The sequence below is a fragment of the Staphylococcus sp. 231237_7MaSpsaltlick genome, from assembly GCF_043107035.1.
The window spans coordinates 337,745-356,140 of record NZ_JBICNX010000005.1; the positions used below are offsets into that span (position 1 = coordinate 337,745).

General features: G+C 28.8%; 21 protein-coding genes, 1 tRNA gene and 1 pseudogene. 16 read left to right on the forward strand and 7 right to left on the reverse strand.

The features are described from left to right. Positions 1-986: 986 nt before the first annotated feature. A complete protein-coding gene (locus tag ACF91D_RS12285) occupies positions 987-1,511 on the forward strand; it encodes a hypothetical protein (protein WP_107552588.1) in 525 nt (174 codons plus the stop codon). A 471-nt stretch (positions 1,512-1,982) separates the two neighbouring features. Here the strand turns inward: ACF91D_RS12285 and ACF91D_RS12290 are convergent, their stop codons facing one another. Together ACF91D_RS12290 and ACF91D_RS12295 are read right to left on the reverse strand one after the other, a co-directional pair. Then, positions 1,983-2,396 carry an Hsp20/alpha crystallin family protein gene (locus ACF91D_RS12290; protein ID WP_107552586.1) on the reverse strand — a complete coding sequence of 138 codons (414 nt, stop codon included), beginning with the start codon at positions 2,394-2,396 and terminating at the stop codon, positions 1,983-1,985. Positions 2,397-2,539: 143 nt separating this feature from the next. Further along, a complete protein-coding gene (locus tag ACF91D_RS12295) occupies positions 2,540-2,692 on the reverse strand; it encodes a hypothetical protein (protein WP_158262929.1) in 153 nt (50 codons plus the stop codon). A 130-nt stretch (positions 2,693-2,822) separates the two neighbouring features. Between ACF91D_RS12295 and ACF91D_RS12300 the strand changes: the two genes are divergently transcribed. From ACF91D_RS12300 to ACF91D_RS12335, 8 genes and pseudogenes are all read left to right on the forward strand, one after another. After that, complete coding sequence (locus ACF91D_RS12300) at positions 2,823-3,200, forward strand: Hsp20/alpha crystallin family protein (protein ID WP_182477874.1); 378 nt, start codon at positions 2,823-2,825, stop codon at positions 3,198-3,200. Positions 3,201-3,450: 250 nt separating this feature from the next. Continuing rightward, positions 3,451-3,504, forward strand: a complete 54-nt coding sequence (locus ACF91D_RS12305) for an erythromycin resistance leader peptide (protein WP_107552596.1) — start codon at positions 3,451-3,453, stop codon at positions 3,502-3,504. A gap of 60 nt (positions 3,505-3,564) precedes the next feature. Then, the gene (locus tag ACF91D_RS12310; RefSeq protein WP_063844521.1) at positions 3,565-4,296 is read left to right on the forward strand and encodes a 23S rRNA (adenine(2058)-N(6))-methyltransferase Erm(44); all 732 of its coding nucleotides are present in this window, start codon (positions 3,565-3,567) and stop codon (positions 4,294-4,296) included. A 2,451-nt stretch (positions 4,297-6,747) separates the two neighbouring features. Further along, positions 6,748-6,944: pseudogene (locus ACF91D_RS12315) on the forward strand (helix-turn-helix transcriptional regulator). Next, positions 6,916-7,506 carry a peptide deformylase gene (def, locus tag ACF91D_RS12320; RefSeq protein WP_220453423.1) on the forward strand — a complete coding sequence of 197 codons (591 nt, stop codon included), beginning with the start codon at positions 6,916-6,918 and terminating at the stop codon, positions 7,504-7,506. Before ACF91D_RS12315 ends, def (ACF91D_RS12320) begins: the two are co-directional and overlap by 29 nt. A 637-nt stretch (positions 7,507-8,143) precedes the next feature. Then, a complete protein-coding gene (locus ACF91D_RS12325; protein ID WP_107552557.1) occupies positions 8,144-8,347 on the forward strand; it encodes a hypothetical protein in 204 nt (67 codons plus the stop codon). Between the two features lie 98 nt (positions 8,348-8,445). After that, positions 8,446-8,916: a MarR family winged helix-turn-helix transcriptional regulator gene (locus ACF91D_RS12330; protein WP_107552559.1), complete on the forward strand. Its 471-nt coding sequence runs from the start codon at positions 8,446-8,448 to the stop codon at positions 8,914-8,916. Beyond that, positions 8,913-9,317, forward strand: a complete 405-nt coding sequence (locus tag ACF91D_RS12335) for a VOC family protein (RefSeq protein WP_107552562.1) — start codon at positions 8,913-8,915, stop codon at positions 9,315-9,317. The genes ACF91D_RS12330 and ACF91D_RS12335 overlap by 4 nt, the downstream gene beginning before the upstream one ends. Positions 9,318-10,552: 1,235 nt before the next feature. On the opposite strand, the gene ACF91D_RS12340 is transcribed toward ACF91D_RS12335, so the two are convergent. After that, positions 10,553-10,924, reverse strand: a complete 372-nt coding sequence (locus ACF91D_RS12340; protein ID WP_119586307.1) for a DUF3139 domain-containing protein — start codon at positions 10,922-10,924, stop codon at positions 10,553-10,555. Positions 10,925-11,032: 108 nt separating this feature from the next. Between ACF91D_RS12340 and ACF91D_RS12345 the strand changes: the two genes are divergently transcribed. The 6 genes from ACF91D_RS12345 (at position 11,033) to ACF91D_RS12370 (ending at position 14,502) form a co-directional block, all read left to right on the forward strand. Then, on the forward strand, positions 11,033-11,734 hold the full coding sequence (locus ACF91D_RS12345; protein ID WP_119586305.1) for a hypothetical protein: 702 nt from the start codon (positions 11,033-11,035) through the stop codon (positions 11,732-11,734). Positions 11,735-12,601: 867 nt separating this feature from the next. Next, a complete protein-coding gene (locus ACF91D_RS12350; RefSeq protein ID WP_318756595.1) occupies positions 12,602-12,799 on the forward strand; it encodes a helix-turn-helix transcriptional regulator in 198 nt (65 codons plus the stop codon). Next, positions 12,771-13,361: a peptide deformylase gene (gene def, locus ACF91D_RS12355; RefSeq protein WP_220453422.1), complete on the forward strand. Its 591-nt coding sequence runs from the start codon at positions 12,771-12,773 to the stop codon at positions 13,359-13,361. The genes ACF91D_RS12350 and def (ACF91D_RS12355) overlap by 29 nt, the downstream gene beginning before the upstream one ends. Before the next feature lie 574 nt (positions 13,362-13,935). Then, positions 13,936-14,061 carry a hypothetical protein gene (locus tag ACF91D_RS12360; protein WP_259338871.1) on the forward strand — a complete coding sequence of 42 codons (126 nt, stop codon included), beginning with the start codon at positions 13,936-13,938 and terminating at the stop codon, positions 14,059-14,061. Between the two features lie 77 nt (positions 14,062-14,138). After that, positions 14,139-14,309 (forward strand): hypothetical protein, encoded by a 171-nt coding sequence (locus ACF91D_RS12365; RefSeq protein ID WP_182477854.1) that lies wholly within the window; start codon positions 14,139-14,141, stop codon positions 14,307-14,309. A 1-nt stretch (position 14,310) separates the two neighbouring features. Continuing rightward, positions 14,311-14,502, forward strand: a complete 192-nt coding sequence (locus tag ACF91D_RS12370; RefSeq protein ID WP_107551787.1) for a helix-turn-helix domain-containing protein — start codon at positions 14,311-14,313, stop codon at positions 14,500-14,502. 73 nt (positions 14,503-14,575) lie between these two features. Here the strand turns inward: ACF91D_RS12370 and ACF91D_RS12375 are convergent, their stop codons facing one another. Together ACF91D_RS12375 and ACF91D_RS12380 are read right to left on the reverse strand one after the other, a co-directional pair. Continuing rightward, positions 14,576-15,772: a cation:proton antiporter gene (locus ACF91D_RS12375; RefSeq protein ID WP_107551786.1), complete on the reverse strand. Its 1,197-nt coding sequence runs from the start codon at positions 15,770-15,772 to the stop codon at positions 14,576-14,578. 245 nt (positions 15,773-16,017) lie between these two features. Further along, positions 16,018-16,089, reverse strand: a tRNA-Arg gene (locus tag ACF91D_RS12380). 154 nt (positions 16,090-16,243) lie between these two features. Between ACF91D_RS12380 and clpP the strand changes: the two genes are divergently transcribed. Next, positions 16,244-16,828, forward strand: a complete 585-nt coding sequence (gene clpP, locus ACF91D_RS12385; RefSeq protein WP_017722486.1) for an ATP-dependent Clp endopeptidase proteolytic subunit ClpP — start codon at positions 16,244-16,246, stop codon at positions 16,826-16,828. Positions 16,829-17,073: 245 nt separating this feature from the next. Here the strand turns inward: clpP and ACF91D_RS12390 are convergent, their stop codons facing one another. Then, a complete protein-coding gene (locus tag ACF91D_RS12390; RefSeq protein ID WP_039068638.1) occupies positions 17,074-17,283 on the reverse strand; it encodes a hypothetical protein in 210 nt (69 codons plus the stop codon). Between the two features lie 23 nt (positions 17,284-17,306). Beyond that, positions 17,307-18,203 (reverse strand): TIGR01777 family oxidoreductase, encoded by an 897-nt coding sequence (locus ACF91D_RS12395; protein WP_327621041.1) that lies wholly within the window; start codon positions 18,201-18,203, stop codon positions 17,307-17,309. Between the last annotated feature and the right edge of the window lie 193 nt (positions 18,204-18,396).

An 18,396-nucleotide genomic window follows, 5' to 3' on the forward strand; every position in this document is an offset into this window, starting at 1 on the left:
TTTAAGCATACTCTTTTTCAAGGTGTATTATTTTCAAGCCAAAACCGCTAGGCATCTCTTTACGAGATGTCTTTTTTAATGTATTATAATATCAGTTACAACACTTATAGGCTTAGAGTAGACACCATTTCCCGTGTTTGCTCTTTTTATTTATGTGTTAAAATATATTTGTAGGTTGCCCCTTTGTTAACCTATTATCTAAAAAGTTTATTCCATTGCCACCCTTCGGGGTGGTTTTTGTATCATATTAAGTTATGTTGTAAAGGGTTCCAAATTTTACTATTAAATTATATTTAATTGTCTTGCGCGTGTTTTATTTGTATGCTAAATTTATGATAGTAACCATTCGGTTATAAAATAAATATATAATATATAGTACAGCCACCTTTTTAGGTGGCCATTTTTTATTTATATGATACAATTGTATTGTTTCTTGAAAATATAGAAACTTCCTTTAAGAAGGCAGTCGTTAATTCAGCTGTCTTTTTTGTTTATTAATATTTTAAGTGGGTATTTAGCTAATAGAAATTCCAAAGTAAAATTATATTTTTCACTTATTCAACTCTGCTAATAGTTGATGTCATCCAGCTACCTACTGGATGGCTGTTTTTTTATTTTATGGTAATTTAGGTGTTGCACATGTATGCTGTGCACCAACTCTAAATGTTTAACCTCTTAAACGTATGACCTTTTAGCTACCTTTATAGGTGGCCATTTTTATGTTGGTTAATTTTAAATAAAAGTGTATAATAATAATGGACGTATCAATCGTCTATATTAAGGAATCATCTTATGTGGCAGGCGCTTATGTGTCTGTCTTTTTATTTATATGATATAATTTATTAATAGGTTACCCCTTGGTAATCTATTACCCAGAATTTACTTTTCACAGCCACCCTTATGGGTGGTTTTTGCAATTTTACATATGAAATAGTATTATTGAATTCCTACTTCTGTCTCCCAAAAATAAGAAAAGGGGATTTAATATGATAAATATTATTTCAGCAATCGGATCATTAGGTACTTTTATTATGGCATTGTTTTATTTTGTTTCTGTATCAGTGCAACTTTATCAAATGAAAATTAGTTTTATCCCGGCTTTAGGATTTAATCAAATCCTTTTAGAAAAAGACAGAAATAAAAAATTAAATTTAAGAAATACTACTTCTGAAAATGAGGAACACGAAGATTATTTAAAGTTATATAATCTGGGTGGAGGAGCTGCTAAAAACATAACTGTTGAAGTTATGTTGGGTAAAGACAATGTAATTCAAAAGAAATACATTAATATGCTACCTAGTAAAGAAAGTTATATGTTGCCTATTAATAAAACTGTATTCGATGAACTAGATGACACTATTCAAAATAATGGTTACGAATCAGATATGAATATTAGGCTAACATATTATCACAATGTGAGTAGAAAAAAACAAGAAGTATTATTAAAAGGTCATATTGATAATTTTAATACTTATGAAAATAAAGAAATATACGAACTACAATTTATTTAAGATTTTTGTTATATATGAGTGTAAAACTATTGAGCGATATCTATGTTTAACAAACTTCCTTTTCAAGATAATCTAATTTCTTTAAATTAGGTTGTTTTCTATTTATATGATATAATTGCATTGTTTCTTGAAATATAGAAACTTCCTTAATTTTTAGGCAGTCGTTAATTCGGCTGTCTTTTTTTTGTGTATGAATATTTTAAGCGGGTATTTAATTAATAGAATCTCTATAGTAAATTATATTTTTTAAGTTTTAAATCTGCTAATAGTTGATGCCATCCAGCTACCTACTGGATGGTAATTTTTTGCTAGTATTTAAGAAGTAGATTATGTATGTTTTTAATACAGTTTAACCAGTATATTATATTTCATCTTTGATTGATAAAAATCAATATACAAAGAAAGACTACAATTCTAAAGATAGAATTGTAGTCACAGAGGTCATCCTACAAAGTTTTAAATGATATCTCTTTATTCAATCTCTATGCGTTTAGTAGGTTTTACATATTGCTCATCTTTTTTCAAATTTAAGTGTAATACGCCGTTATTATATTTTGCATTAATATTATTTTCGTCTACATTTGGCAATGTGTAAGTTCGATTTATATATGATGCATTTCTTTCTTGTCTAATAATATTGCCTTCTTGATCTGTTTCATTGTTTTCATTAGATTGTTTAACTTCTAAATATAAAGTTTCCCCTTGATAATCCAAGTTGATATTTTCTTTTTGAATACCAGGTAACTCGATATCAAGAATATATTCTGAATCTGTTTCTTTAATGTCAGTGTTTGGAAAATTAGGAAAAATTGGTCTCGTAAAGTTTTCAAAAAATTTTGAAGGTGATAAATCAAAAAAGTTATTATTTGGTAATAGGTTACTCATAATAAAATTCCTCCTCTGATTTTGCAATTCTTAATTTTAGTATGGAAATTAAATTAAAGATTTAAATATCACAATTAAACTAAGAATATCGCCTCCTATAAATATTTTTATCATATGGTAATCAGAATGCTATATGATAAGTTTTAGCTAACTTTCCTTTTATTGTCGTTTAATGAATTTTTGAAAGTTTCATAGTTTCCAAGATTCATATACTTATATAAATCAAAGTATTTATTGTCTAATAGATTAGGTAATTTACTATATTTTAATTGTTGAACTACTTGATGTAAAATCATAATTATCACACTCCCACAAAGATTAAAAGTCTGTATCTTTGATTACCATATGATAATTTACAATTATTATATATCATGTTATAGTTTGTTTGTCAATAATAAATAAAGAATTTTGTGAAGGATGATTATTATGACAAATAAACGATTTAATTTAGAGACTTTTAATCATTACTTTAAAAACTTTCAAGAAAAATTGGCCAGTGAAATATTTAATGTTTCTATTGATAGTGACATTAAAGAAGAATATGATCAGTACATTTTGATATCTAAAATACCTAATTCATCAAAAAATCTTTTGAACTTAAAATTTTTTAATAATATATTAACGCTTAGAGGAGAAAAATACGATCATTTAGAAAAAGAGAAAGTCCCTATATTTGAACAATTTACTTTTAACAATGTTGATGTGCACAATATTTACGCTGAATACAGCAATGGTATTTTAGAAGTTAGATTACCTAAATTAACACCTGGTAAAAATGTTGTTCAAAGTATAGATGTGCATTAAATAAAGCCTTCCCTTTATTAAGGGAGGGCTTTAAGCATGAAGTAAATTAAAAATATTTTGATATTATGTATTTATCCATATTCTAATGTTTTAGATTAGTATGAAAAAACTAATTTTATACTCATTCAATTGTTTTTTATGTTATTATACTGTAAATTTGAAGGAGGTATTGTTTATGTGTACGAGTATCGCTGTGGTAGACCATAGTTCTTTTCATTCATAATAAGTAAGGGTGAAAGGAGATAAAGGTATGGGTATTGTTTCAATTTTTGTTATTAACCAAGTTCATTATATTTCAGACTAATCTACTGATCATAATGAACTTTGAAATCTGTTCGTTATGATAAATAAGGAGCAGAATATAATGAATAACAAAAATCCTAAAAACTCACAAAATTTTATAACATCTCAAAAGCATATTAACGAGATATTAAATGAAACAAACATAGGCATTGATGATAATATAATTGAAATTGGAACTGGAAAAGGACACTTTACAAAATACATGTCCAATATAGCTAGATTTATAACTAGTATAGAAATTGACAAGGCTTTATATTGTAATTTGAAAAATGATATTAGTTTGTCAACTAATATTGAATTAGTGAATAAAGATATACTGATATATGAGTTTCCTAAATACAAGCAGTATAAAGTTTTTGGTAGCATCCCATATAATATAAGTACTGAAATAGTCAAAAAAATCTTATATGAAAGTAATGCTGAATATAACTATCTTATTGTAGAATTCGGATTTGCTAAACGAATTATGGATAAAAAAAGAGCGTTAGCCTTATTACTTTTACCTAAAATTGATATTGAAATTTTAAAAGTAATTCCCAACTCTTATTTTCATCCTAAACCTAAAGTAGATTCAGCGTTAATCTTACTAAAGCAGCACAAATCTTTAATCTCAAAAAATGATGAAAATGCATATCATTTTTTTGTATATAAATGGATAAACAAAGAATATAAACAGCTATTTACAAAGAATCAGTTTAATAAAGCGTTAAAACATGCAAAGGTACAGAATATAAATGAAATATCAAAAGAACAATTTATATCAATTTTTCATAGTTATAAATTGTTTAATTAAATTCAAAGAATATTTTATAAGCTTCCGCGCTCCACTATATATTTTACTGGGCGAATATTATTTTATATTAGCATTAAACGAAAAGAATGTGTTAAAATACACTTGTGATTGGTAAACAATCGTTCTATTTACACATGTTGAGGCCTTCATTGAGGCACCTCTTTACAGGGGTGTCTTTTTTATACTAGAATCCAAACAGGTTTTAATTAAACCTAATAAGCATATTAAGTTGTATTATATAGTTAACACATACTCCGGTTATAACACATCCACCTCCACTAGTCATGGGGTGGGTTTTTTTTATTGAAAAGAATTTTCTGATAAATTTAAATCATCCTTTTTAACAACCTATTAATTAAGAGATTATTTAGCATATTTAAGTGTCATTTCGGTGGCGCTTTTTTTATTTAATCATTGTAACAGTGAGAAAATTCTGATAACATGTAATTACTCTCTCACTAAGAGTAATTATTCTTTATAGTTTTTAATATTTGTATTTAAATCTATATGCCACTCTTTGGAGTGGTTTTTTATTTATTCTTGAAAAAAGCTAAATATTCTGATAAAATTAATTTTCCTTTCCCATATGATTTTCAATCAAATAGAATTACATATTTAAGTGTCACTTCGGTGGCACTTTTTTGTATTTGCAAATAATAGAATATTCTGATAATATTACATTAGCCTAATTTTAATTCCTTTCAACGCAACAAATTCTCGTATGCTTTAGTACCACCTTTTGGGGTGGTTTTTTGTTTATAATGAATAATGAAAGTGTTGGTATTTGTTGATAACAAACATTTCATTAAAAACAATATTTTGATAATATAAAGTTGCTCTTCTATAGAGAGTACAATTCCTGTTTTTACAATTTCTTATATTTATGTGCCACTCTTCGGAGTGGATTTTTAATTCTTGCAAAAAACTAAAAATTCTGATAAATTTAACTAACTCATATAAATATACTTTATTTTTATGAGCGCTAGAGCATGTTTTGCACAAAATACACACTTCCCCACCTTTAGGGTGGGTTTTTAATTTATCTATTGAATTAGAACGAATATTCTGATAAATTAATGTTAGTTCATGCCAGAAATGTACTCCTTTTCAAAAATTATAAAATTTGTTAACGCCCATCATAAAGGTGGGTGTTTTTTTATTGAAAAGAAAAGAATATTCTGTTAAATTTAAATTATCCTTTTTTAACAACCTATTAATTAAGAGATTATTTAGCATATTTAAGTGTCACTTCGGTGGCACTTTTTAAATTTTTATGATAATTTGTAATTGCACATATTCATTATGTGTACATACTCATAAGCTATCACCTTACTAAAAGAAGTAGACACATTGTCCCGTGTCTGCTTTTTTATTTATCCATTGTAATATATAGAATATTCTGATAATATAAACGTTGTGAACTTCATACCTTTCAAAAAATATCTCTATATTATATCTATTTGACAGGCACTTATGTGTCTGTCTTTTTTATGTTATATTGTATGTATAGGTTGCTTCCTTGTAACCTATACATCTAAAATTTTATTCCATTACCAGCCTTATGGGTGGTTTTTTTACTTTAATATGATATAGTTTTATTAGTTTCTTTTTTAGACAGAGAAACTTCCTTTAGTATTTAGGCAGTCGTTAATTCGGCTGTCTTTTTTACTTTACAATATATACCTATACAGGGTATAATAGCTATATGAAATAGTTGTTCTATGAAACGACTAAATACACGAGAGATACCGCGTATTGCCTGGCAGAGGCTTTATATCTGACTGTTGGTCTCGGCTGGTGACATCCTTCCAGTTCAGTATCTATAATTCACCCCGCCATAGTGGGCTTGCTTCTTGTCTGAAGGTTGTATAAGACTATGACTTTGGCAGTAAGATAGAAACTGCAAATATGGCACACAACCGTATAAGCTACGCTTTGTAGTCGCGAATATAAAGTGTAGTAGTGGTTGTGATACATAATGATCTGTTGGAACAACTCTTTTGAGAATGTTCCCGCATGTCCTGAGTACGCAAAACTTATGTACTGACCTAGGCAGTATTCATAAGCTATCTAAGTTGCAGGTTAGAAGATAGCATATCGGGAGGTCACCAGTAATCTGCGGAGCTGGTCGGCGTGACTGTTGCGACGGATAGCGCGTTAACCTCCAATGCATAATGATTAAATAGAGAATTCTAGTGTATCTTGAATATATGAGGGATTCTTTCAACCACCCACAAATGTCACTGAGTGGTTATTTTTTATGTTATAATTTAATTGTATTCATACTATAAGGGTAGGCACTTATGTGCTTGCCCTATTTTTTATAGGATATTATATATGAATTTTGGTATTATTAAGGGTTCCAAGGCTCAACAGAAAAAAATTGGAATAAAATATAAAAATATGTTATTTTAAATGTAAAGTAAGTTTTACATTTAAGGAGTTTAAAGTATGAAAAATAGAATAAAGGAATTTAGAAAGAAATTTGCTATTAGTCAAGATTATTTGGCAAAGAAATGTGATGTTAGTAGACAGACAATAAATGCTATTGAAAATGATAGTATGATCCTGAATTGAAATTAGCATTTAAAATATCTAAAATTTTTAAGAAGAAAGTTGATGATATATTTGAATACAAAGCTTTATAAGAGTAATTATATAATTAATATGAAAGATATTGTAAAAGAAGATAACGAGATGCTTTATAAAAAGACAAAGCCTTTAGAAATGCCACTAAGTGATAGTGATTTTACGCTTTTGAACAACATGATGCTTTTTTTAAAAAATAGTCAAAATGAGCAAAAAAGTAAAAAGTATAATTTAAGACCTGGAGTAGGTCTATCAGCTAATCAGTTGGGGTTAGATAAAAAAATGTGTGTTATATATTTAGTTGATGAACATGGTATAGAGCATGAAAATTTTTTTATAAACCCAAAAATTATACGGGAATCTGTTCATAAAATTTACCTTCTACAAGGTGAAGGGTGTTTGTCGGTAGATAGACCTATTTACGGAATAGTGCCTAGAAATGAACGTATAACTGTTAAATATAAAAATTTATATGGGGAAGAAAAAATATTGAAGCTTAAAGGACATGCTTCAATTGTAGCTCAGCATGAAATAGATCATTTGAATGGAGTAATGTTTTTTGAACATATTGATAAGGTAAGTCCTTTAAGCCCGCCTAATAATGCAACATCAATTTATTAATGGAGCAAACTTCCTGTCCTTATGCATAGTCTACCCACACATGTCACTGGGTAGTTATTTATATTTACATGTAAAAAATAAATAAATTATATATTTTAGGTTTGAAATTAATTGATATGGGATATATTAAAGTATACTCCTGAATGTTTATTTCAAACACACTTTTATGTCCCTTTTATCGTTTTAAGTCCCCAGCTTTTAATGATAAAAGGGATTTTTGCGTTTATTATGGAGAGGCTGGATTAAGTAAAGTGAATTTGTTAGATATTGTGGAGATGAAATAAATTGAAAAAAATTTAAGAAAACACTTGATTATATAACTCAAATGAGCTATAATATAATTAGGAGGTGAGGGAATGAGGCGAAAAGAAAGAACAAAAAAAGAACATCGCGAAGACGTTGAGTATTACTTGAAAATTGCAACCTTCTCAATACTACTCATCGAATTTCTTCGCAAGATGTTCTAAGGTAAGACCCCGAAAGGGGTTCCTTACCTCTTATTATAATAGGAGGGGATAAAAATGAAAAGAGAAACAAAACAAAAGATTTCATTCGGTTTATCAATAGGAATATTAATCTTAGTTATATTACTGTTAATATTTTAAATAAATTTAAAAATTCGCCTCATTCTTAATAAATGAATTGTTATGATGAATTGTTTAACACAATTAAGAAATTGATAGAAACAAAAGAAATATCAAGCTATCAAATCAATAAAGATACTGGTGTAAGCTATGGAAATATAAATGCTATGCGTCGTGGAGAAAGAAGTATAGAAAATTTAAGCTTAAAGAATGCTAAAGTTTTATACGAATATGCAAAAGCCCACCTAAATGAATAGGTGGGTATTTTTGTCATTGATTCGATTTTATTGTAAGTGAAAAATAGATGTGCTAATATATTTGGATAATCAAGTATTTTGATAATCAAGGTAATGAGGTGATTAGAATAGAAAAAGAGTATGAAGAAATAACCTCTCTTGTAAGAAGTTTAGGAACTCGTGTAGTGTTATACCAACAATATATTTCTGAACTTTTAAATGTTTATAGTCATGATTTTACTACTATAGATATATTAAAAGAAACGGGGCCTATTACTGCTGGTGAATTGGCTCAAAGAGTAGGATTAACCACAGGTAGTGTAACCTCTTTAGTAGACAGATTAGAAAAAAGAGGGTATGTAACTAGAGAAAGACATCCAAGAGATAGAAGAAAAGTTATTATAGTTCCACATTACGAAGAGAAAACAGAAGTTCAAAATGTATTTTCAAATTTAAATGAAAATATGTTGAGTTTAAGTGCACAATACACTGAAAAAGAATTATTGATTATTAAAAGGTTTTTAAATGAGGCAACAAGTGTCATAGAAAATCAAATTATACGTTCGCATAGTGAGGGAGATAAAAAATGAAACTTAATCATATAAATATAGCTGTTAAAGATGTTATTATTACAAAAGAATTTTTAGAGAATTATTTTGAACTGGTATGTATTGGTTCTGCAGGAAATAAATTTGCAGCATTGAACGATGATGATGGATTATTATTCAATTTAATACAAGATGAAAATGCTGTTTATCCAGAAACATTCCATATAGGTTTTCCTCAAAAAGATGAAAATAGCGTAGATAAAATATATGAAAGATTAAAAATAGATGGATTCAAAGTTTGGGAACCTTCATTAGCTCATGGATCATATACGTTTTATTTTAAAGCCCCAGGAGATTTTACAATTGAAGTTTATACTCAAGTCGAAAAGAAAACTAAAACAGTAGTACATCCATATTTTAATGATTTCTCACATGGAAAATAGATAAATAAAAGCCCTGAAATTTTTCGTAAACGCCAAACCTTATAAGATGCCTCTTTACAGAGGTGTCTTATTACTGTATTATAATATCAGTTACAACACTTATAGTCTTGGAGTAGGCACCATTTCCCGTGTCTGCTCTTTTTATTTATTACTTGTAATATATAGAATTTTCTGATAATCTGTATTTAGAATCCTTTATTCTCTAATTAAATTTCAAATCAATATATTTTTAGATGTCACTTCGGTGGCATCTTTTTTGTTTATTAAATAGAAATATGTGGTAATTTAAGATTATAATTGTTTTTAGACATATTGTCGCTTCTCAATGATATGTTTTTAGTAGCTACTGTATGTGGCTACTTTTTTATGTTAGTATATATTTGTAAGCATAATCCTTGTCTTACGTTATTAAATATATTTTTCACAGCCACCCTACGGGGTGGTTTTTATTTATCGAATTAAGTTATAAATATATACGATTATTAGATATATTGTACGGAATTTTGAAATATTACTGTTGAATTCTGTTTAATGTCCTTGCATGCATTTTATTTATGTGCTAAATTAATGACAATAACCATTCGGTTATAAAATAAATATATAATATATAGTACAGCCACCTTTATAGGTGGTTATTTTTATGTTGGTTAATATTAAATAAAAGTATATAATAATGATAGACGTATCAATCGTCTATATTAAGGAATCATCTTATGTGGCAGGCGCTTACGTGTCTGTCTTTTAATTTATGTGTTAAAATATATTTGTAGGTTGCCCCCTTGGTAACCTATTATCTAAAAAGTTTATCCCATTGCCGCCCTAAAGGGCGGTTATTCTTTATTTTTAATGGAGACGTTTACATTATATATTATATTGATTTAATGTTAATTTTATATTAATCTAATATTAGACATATTTTTACAGTTTTCTATCTATTTTGGGGTAAGCATATACAGTTGCTTACTCCTTTTTTAATGTTGTAATAAACACGATATTCTGATAATATAAAATTACTTTACTTTGTGTGGGAAACCAAATCCGAAAAGACACCTCTTTACAGGGGTGTCTTTTTTATGATATAAGTAATTTTAGCAATACTATTGCTAACCAACGCAAGTATACCTTACTAATGGAAGCAGACACATTGTCCCGTGTCTGTTTCTTTTTACTTAATCATGAAGTAATTATATAACAATTAAATCCACCTATATGATAAAAAGGTGGATTATTGAGTGCTAATCTATTTGGTATTTAGTATGTCTTTGTATTTCATTACCGTGTTTATCAACAGGGTATGAATAGATTTCATGGCTTTTATTTTTGAAACTTATTATATTCATTACGGTAGGATCTTCATCTAATTCTGTTATGTAGGTAATATTGTTTTCCTTTTTATATACTATGGAATAGTAATATACTCCTCTTTTAGAATCATATTGTTCTTTTTTCTTTACTATATCCTCCTCAAAGTTCTTTTTTTCTAATTGAAGATTGATTACTTCAAAAGTTACCTTTTTTTGATAGTGCTTAAATCCTTTGTAAAAACCAAAAATCAATAAAATTAATATTAAAATAATTAATATTGTAATTACATATTTCTTTTTCATAATTTATATAGCTCCTTTTATTTACTCGTGTTTTATTATAGTATATATAAAGTAATATATTAACCCTATAATAATATATTTCTATAAAAATAAAAGGTGGTACATATTTTGAAGAAGTTTTTATATTTATTTGTCGTATTATTGTTTTTTGTTTCGGCGCTTTCTAGTACATTCGTAGATATAGCTAAAGCAGAAGAAGAACAAGAAAACGAACAAAATTATAACCAATTAAAGAGCGAGAATATTATCGATGATTCTGTTTCTGAAGAAGAATGGAATGAATATTTAAAAGAGGACAAAACTGAAAAAGAGAACATTGAAAGTGAAAAAGAAATAACATCTTATGCTAAGTCATCATTTAAATTAAAAAAAGGAGATGTATTAATAACAAATGGTACGAGTTCTAAAGGTTTAACAGGTCATGCTGCTATTGCTATTAGCAGTAAGACAGTTTTACATATATCTGGTTCCGGTGCACATCCTAGCACTAAGTCTTTCGCCTCTTTCAAAAAAGATTACGGGAAAGGCAAAAAATGGGTGAAAGTTTATCGGTCTAAAAAAGCAGGGGCAGGAACAAAAGCTGGAAATTGGGCTATCAAAAACTATAAGGGAAAAAAATACAAATATGGAATAAACACAAAATTATCTAAGAAAAATCCAACATATTGTTCTAAAATAATCTATCAAGCTTATAAATATGGAGCGAGTAAAAAATCTATTTATGATCCTGGTTCTCATATAATCTCACCGTACGCATTGCCTAATATTTCTTCTAATGCTTATAAATTGAAAAAGGTTAAAACATTTTAGTATATTATAATATCAGTTACAACACTTATAGGCATAAAGTAGAAACCATTTCCCGTGTCTGCTCTTTTTGTTTATCATTTGTCATATATAGAATATTCTGATAATATGAACTTATCCTTTCATTATATATATATATATAAATTTCTATTAAGTATGAAATTATATTAGTAATTACTTCAGCTCAGGGCAGGCACTTATGTGTCTGTCTTTTAATTTATGTGTTAAAATATATTTGTAGGTTGCCCCCTTGGTAACCTATTATCTAAAAAGTTTATTCCATTGCCACCCCTCGGGGTGGTTTTTGTATCATATTAAGTAATGTTGTAAAGGGCTCCAAATTTTACTATTAAATTATATTTAATTGTCTTGCGAGTGTTTTATTTGTATGCTAAATTAATGATAATAACCATTCGGTTATAAAATAAATATATAATATATAGTACAGCCACCTTTATAGGTGGCCATTTTCTATTTATATGATATAATTGTATTGTTTCTTGAAAATATAGAAACTTCCTTTAAGAAGGCAGTCGTTAATTCGGCTGTCTTTTTTGTTTATGAAAATTTTAAGTGGGTATTTAATTAATAGAATCTCCTTAATAGTATTCATATTGATTGTATGATTACTCTGCTAATAGTTGATGCCATCCAGCTTCCTACTGGGTGGTTTTTTATACTATAATTTAATTTTATTCATACTATAAGGGTAGTCACTTTGTGCTTGCCCTATTTTTTATAGAATATCATATATGAATTTTGTGATTATTAAGGGTTCCAAGGCTCAGCGGCAATAAAACAATTGGAATAAAATATAAAAATATGTTATATTAAATGTAAAATAAGTTTTACGTTTAAGGAGCATAAAGTATGAAAAATAGAATAAAGGAATTTAGAAAGAAATTTGCTATTAGTCAAGATTATTTGGCAAAGAAATGTGATGTTAGTAGACAGACAATAAATGCTATTGAAAATGATAGGTATGACCCTGAATTGAAATTAGCGTTTAAAATATCTAAAGTTTTTAAGAAGAAAGTTGATGATATATTTGAATACAAAGCTTTATAAGAGTAATTATACAATTAATATGAAAGATATTGTAAAAGAAGATAACGAGATGCTTTATAAAAAGACAAAGCCTTTAGAAATGCCACTAAGTGACAATGATTTTACGCTTTTGAATAATATGATGCTTTTTTTAAAAAATAGTCAAAATAAGCAAAAAAGTAAAAAGTATAATTTAAGACCTGGAGTAGGTCTATCAGCTAATCAATTGGGGTTAGATAAAAAAATGTGTGTTATATATTTAGTGGATGAACATGGTAAAGAGCATGAATACTTTTTTATAAACCCAAAAATTATACGGGAATCTGTTCATAAAATTTATCTTCCACAAGGTGAGGGATGTTTATCGGTAGATAGACCTATTTATGGGATAGTGCCTAGAAATGAACGTATAACTGTTAAATATAAAAATTTATATGGGGAAGAAAAAATATTAAAGCTTAAAGGACATGCTTCAATTGTAGCTCAACATGAAATAGATCATTTGAATGGAATAATGTTTTTTGAGCATATTGATAAGGTAAATCCTTTAACCCCGCCTAGTAATGCAACATCAATTTATTAATGGAGTAACGAAGGACTTTCTGTTCTGATGCATAATTAACCACCCACACATGTCACTGGGTGGTTTTACATAATCTTAATAAAAGGATCACATTGAATTTACAATTTTGCTGTATGCTTAAGTAAAATTATGTTAGTAGGTGTAAGTATTATAAAACATAGAATAAAGAAATATGTGGAGAATGGAAAGCTTGAAAAAATACTTCATAAAATAAATAGTAAAGTTAAAGAGAAAAGGGGTAAAGATTATTCTAAACACATAGATAAACTAATAATTAAATTAAAAAAATGGTAGCTTGAATATAGCCCATTTTTTTGGTAAATTACTAAGTAGCTCTGAAAACGAGCAAAAATCAAATTTGTAAACTCCCTACCGTTATGGCGGGGAATTTTTTTATGCCTACATTTATATGAAGAAAGTGGTTTGAGTAAAGTTAATTTATTAGATATTGTGGAGATAAAATAAATTGCAGAAATAAGAAGAAAACACTTGATTATATACCGTTTGGGTGATATAATTGCATATGTAAGGTTGAGATATACCTTACTGACACTCTTGAAAAGGGGGTGTTAAGATGGACGAAAGCACAAAAATGCTGATAGCCTTGTTTATATACAGACTACCAGCACTTGTGAAACAACTAAGAGTATTGCTTTTCGGTGTGATAGACCGAATAGCAAACAGCAAAGAAGATGAGTAATTCATTAACATTACCCCGTTAATTCGGGGCACCCTTTTCAACTATTATAATAATACAATGTAGGAGGTAATGCAAATATGAATAATTATTTAACTGTAGCAGTAATTTTATTTATACTTTTAATACCTGAATTTATACGTATTATGAGAATCTTACATTTAAAACGTAATGGAATTAAATATATTGGAAATGGTCAATACGAAAAAATTGGTGATAAAAAATATAAATGGTATGAATGGATGAGGTAATATGAGTGAATATAAAAAAACAATACAAAAATTGATAGATAGTGATATTTCATCATATCAAATTCATAAAGATATTGGAGTAGCAACTAGTAGGATTTCAGATTTACGAACAGGTAAAAGAGACCTTGGGGGTATATCGTTAGATACTGCAGAAAAGCTATACGAATATGCAAAAGCCCACCTAAATGAATAGGTGGGTTTTAATTACATGGCTTATATTAATTTATAGATTTATAATCATCTGTAGTAATAATCGATAAGTTGATTTAATTGTTTTGTCTTAGAATAAGGTTAGCTATAAGTGGAAAGATTAATACAGTTAGTGCACCGCTCATAACCAATACTCCTGACATCGCAGGGGTAATGATGTTTGAAGTTTCGGCTATTCCAGCTACAGCTACAATAATTGGCAAACCAGTAGCAGAGTATAAACTTAAGGCTAACTGTTCTTTTTTATTATTTAGATTAGAATGTGTATTTGTAAATCTTTCTCTAAGATAAACAATTACTCCACGTATGATGGCGATGAAAGCAAATAGAACAAGAACTAATTGCCAATTTTCAAGTACTTTTAATAAGTTAATATTCATGCCACTTGTAATGAAAAAAACTGGTATTAGAAAACTAAAGCCTACTATTTCAACTTTATGTGCAATTTCTTCACCTTGTTTAGGAGAAAACGCCTTTAAGATTACATTAAGTAAAATTCCTGCTAAAAATGCACCTAGAGCTATATCTAATTTTAGAACCGCAGTAAGTAACATTAAAGTTATTAAACTAAAAACTGTCATTCTTAATGTAGTTTGCATAGTTGTATTTGATGCTGATAAAATTGCTTTTCCCAATAAAGGAGTTTTACGAATAAATCTAATAGGCAATGTAACGACTATTATTGATATAATTGAGAATGATATTAAAATAATTGAAGCTTGCCAGGTTGCAAATGTTGAAAGTAATAACGACATAGCGATAATTGGTAAAAGTTCACCGTAGGCACCATGTGTTATTGTAGCTTTTCCTAAATTAGAATTTATTATTTTAGAGTCTTTTAATATTGGTAACAACGTACCTAATGCAGTTGATGTACAGGCTATAGCAATAACTATAGAAATATTAATGTTCCCATTAGTGAATAAAAAACTAATAACTATTGCAGATAAAAAACTAATAAACCAAGTAAGCAAAGCTTGTTTTCCTTGCTTATTTCGCATATCTGAAGTATTAACTTCAAAACCTGCTAGCAAAAATAGAAAGCCCATGCCGAGTTCACGTATTATTTCTATTGATTCTGTGAGTTCTGACAAGCCTAGTATATGAGGACCTATTACTATTCCAAATATTAAAAGCCAAATGACATCAGGTATAAATCTACGTGTTATAAGAGCGAAAATTGGCGCAATCATTGCTGATAAAATAATCCACCACAAGGAATATAAATTTTCTACCAAAAAACTATGAGACATATAATTCCTCCGTATTAATTTAATTTACAGACCTATAAAATAGACCTTGTTTATACCTACTATATAATACCACTTCGAATAAAAATAACCCACCTAAAATAATAGGAGGGTTGTTTTGTCATTCGGGTCCCTTAAAAGTCCCTGGAATTTAGTTTTATATAGTTAGTAATGTTAATGCCATGTTGAAAGGGTGCCGTCATTACAACATTCTTAATTTTGAAAATTGCATAATTATATCTTATAAGTCCCCTCGAAGGGAATCGAACCCCTATCTTAAGAACCGGAATCTTACGTGTTATCCATTACACTACGAGGGGATAAAAAACACATTAATCTTAGTGTACAAATCAAAATGGCTCCGGTCAATAAGAATAATTTAACTTTCATAAAAAAAGTGAGCGTTATTCTTTGACCATGTTTGACTTTTGAGTTAAAATAAGTTTATCAATTAGAAATAAGGAGGCAATATTAATGAATTTAATACCTACAGTAATTGAAACAACAAACCGTGGGGAACGTGCCTATGACATTTACTCACGTTTATTAAAAGATCGTATTATTATGTTAGGTTCACAAATCGATGATAATGTAGCAAACTCTATTGTTTCTCAATTATTATTCTTACAAGCGCAAGATGCTGAAAAAGATATCTATCTTTACATTAACTCACCAGGTGGTAGTGTAACTGCTGGTTTCGCAATTTATGATACAATCCAACACATCAAACCAGACGTACAAACAATTTGTATTGGTATGGCTGCGTCAATGGGTTCATTCTTACTTGCAGCTGGAGCAAAAGGTAAACGTTTTGCACTTCCAAACGCAGAAGTAATGATTCACCAACCATTAGGTGGCGCACAAGGTCAAGCTACAGAAATTGAAATTGCTGCTAACCACATTCTTAAAACACGTGCTAAATTAAATCAAATTTTAGCAGAACGTACAGGTCAATCAATCGAAAAAATTGAAAAAGATACTGATAGAGATAACTTCTTGTCTGCTGAAGAAGCAAAAGAATACGGTTTAGTTGACCAAGTAATGGTTCCTGAATCATAAAATTACAAGTTGGTAGATAAGCCACAAATAGAATTATGGCTTATTTCATACAATCCGGGACATAAATAGGTGTTCCGGATTTTTTATGCGCATTGTAATCTTGAACACTATAAATTTAACCGTTGCAAGATTGATTATCTTTCTTTAAGAATTAATAGTAATCAAATCCAAACATAATAATTAAGTAAATAAAAAACCAATCAAATGCAAAGATAGCACTTGGTTGGTTTTAGTTAAAAAGTATATTAAGAATCTTGGAATGTATTACTTTTTGAAGTGCTTTTACTGTTAAAGAAGAGTTTTAGTGCAAACACAGTAATAATTACTCCGGAAATGATTAAAAAGGATGAAACAACGAGCATCGGTATAGATTTCTCAAATGCAAAGCCACCATTTAACAATAGTAATAAACCAGAGATTAAAAGTAATACATGTGATAAACGATCATGTTTCATTTTTTAAATTCAGTCCTGTTCAATTAGTGTACTAAATCTTCTAAAGCTATTTTTAAATCTGGATATTTGAATTTAAAGTCAATTGCCTGTAGTTTATTAGGGATAACTTTTTGCGTATCAAGAATAACTGTAGACATTTGACCTAAGATAATTCGTAGTGCTAATGATGGTACCCATGTGTAATGAGGGCGATGGGTTGCGCGCGCCAGTGTGTAACCAAATAAATTTTGGTGTTCTACAATAGGCGCAGTAAAATTAAATACGCCTTGTGCTTCTTCTGTGTTAATAGTGTGAAGAATTGCTCTTGTTAAATCGTCAATGTGTATCCAAGAATACCACTGTCTTCCAGAGCCAATCTTACCACCAACGTATAATTCATATGGCAGTTTCATCATTGGTAAGGCACCGCCTTCTTTAGATAGTACCATACCAAATCTACCTATAACTACACGTGTACCTAATGATTCGAATTGACGAGCAAGACGCTCCCATTGATAGACTACTTCTGATAAGAAATCAAATGGTAACGTTTTGTATAATTCAGTATATGTGCGATATAAATCGGGTTTGTAATAACCGACAGCACTTGCGTTGAAGAATACTGAGGGTTTCTGCTCGCGCTCTTCAAACAATTCAAATAAGGCTTGCGTTGATTGTAATCGACTCACCATAATTTTTTGTTTATAGCTTTTAGTCCAACGCTTATTTAAACTTGCACCCGCAAGATTGATAACGATATCTATGTCAGGTACTCGTGCTTCCCAATCAGATTTTGACCAATTTACATAAGTGATTTTGGGATGTGATGTTGTTTTATCTTGTCTTGTTAAAATTGTAATATGTGCGTCACTTTGGACAATGGCTTCTACTAATTGTGTACCAACCATGCCTGTGCCACCTGTAATTAAATAGTTTTTCATTTTATCACCTCATAAATAGTAATGCCTAATGTTGCAATGGTTTTAAATGAAACAATCGCATCGCATTTGAAGGTCATAATTTTTTCAAAGATTGTTCAAGAATATGTCATTTACTTACCTTAAGAAGTATTTAAAACAAAGGAGTTTCGATTTATAATAAAAGTACCTTCGATATTAATTAATCATCTCTTAA

Bases quoted from the DNA above. Each gene is read 5' to 3' on its own strand.
- ACF91D_RS12375 (WP_107551786.1), bottom strand. From the start codon at position 15,772: ATGTCTCATAGTTTTTTGGTAGAAAATTTATATTCCTTGTGGTGGATT.
- ACF91D_RS12295 (WP_158262929.1), bottom strand. From the start codon at position 2,692: ATGATTTTACATCAAGTAGTTCAACAATTAAAATATAGTAAATTACCT.
- ACF91D_RS12300 (WP_182477874.1), top strand. From the start codon at position 2,823: ATGACAAATAAACGATTTAATTTAGAGACTTTTAATCATTACTTTAAA.
- ACF91D_RS12335 (WP_107552562.1), top strand. From the start codon at position 8,913: ATGAAACTTAATCATATAAATATAGCTGTTAAAGATGTTATTATTACA.
- def (WP_220453423.1), top strand. From the start codon at position 6,916: ATGATATATTTGAATACAAAGCTTTATAAGAGTAATTATATAATTAAT.
- ACF91D_RS12290 (WP_107552586.1), bottom strand. From the start codon at position 2,396: ATGAGTAACCTATTACCAAATAATAACTTTTTTGATTTATCACCTTCA.
- ACF91D_RS12365 (WP_182477854.1), top strand. From the start codon at position 14,139: ATGAATAATTATTTAACTGTAGCAGTAATTTTATTTATACTTTTAATA.
- clpP (WP_017722486.1), top strand. From the start codon at position 16,244: ATGAATTTAATACCTACAGTAATTGAAACAACAAACCGTGGGGAACGT.
- ACF91D_RS12285 (WP_107552588.1), top strand. From the start codon at position 987: ATGATAAATATTATTTCAGCAATCGGATCATTAGGTACTTTTATTATG.
- ACF91D_RS12340 (WP_119586307.1), bottom strand. From the start codon at position 10,924: ATGAAAAAGAAATATGTAATTACAATATTAATTATTTTAATATTAATT.
- ACF91D_RS12360 (WP_259338871.1), top strand. From the start codon at position 13,936: ATGGACGAAAGCACAAAAATGCTGATAGCCTTGTTTATATACAGACTA.
- ACF91D_RS12395 (WP_327621041.1), bottom strand. From the start codon at position 18,203: ATGAAAAACTATTTAATTACAGGTGGCACAGGCATGGTTGGTACACAA.
- ACF91D_RS12390 (WP_039068638.1), bottom strand. From the start codon at position 17,283: ATGAAACATGATCGTTTATCACATGTATTACTTTTAATCTCTGGTTTA.
- ACF91D_RS12325 (WP_107552557.1), top strand. From the start codon at position 8,144: ATGAATTGTTATGATGAATTGTTTAACACAATTAAGAAATTGATAGAA.
- ACF91D_RS12350 (WP_318756595.1), top strand. From the start codon at position 12,602: ATGAAAAATAGAATAAAGGAATTTAGAAAGAAATTTGCTATTAGTCAA.
- ACF91D_RS12310 (WP_063844521.1), top strand. From the start codon at position 3,565: ATGAATAACAAAAATCCTAAAAACTCACAAAATTTTATAACATCTCAA.
- ACF91D_RS12370 (WP_107551787.1), top strand. From the start codon at position 14,311: ATGAGTGAATATAAAAAAACAATACAAAAATTGATAGATAGTGATATT.
- def (WP_220453422.1), top strand. From the start codon at position 12,771: ATGATATATTTGAATACAAAGCTTTATAAGAGTAATTATACAATTAAT.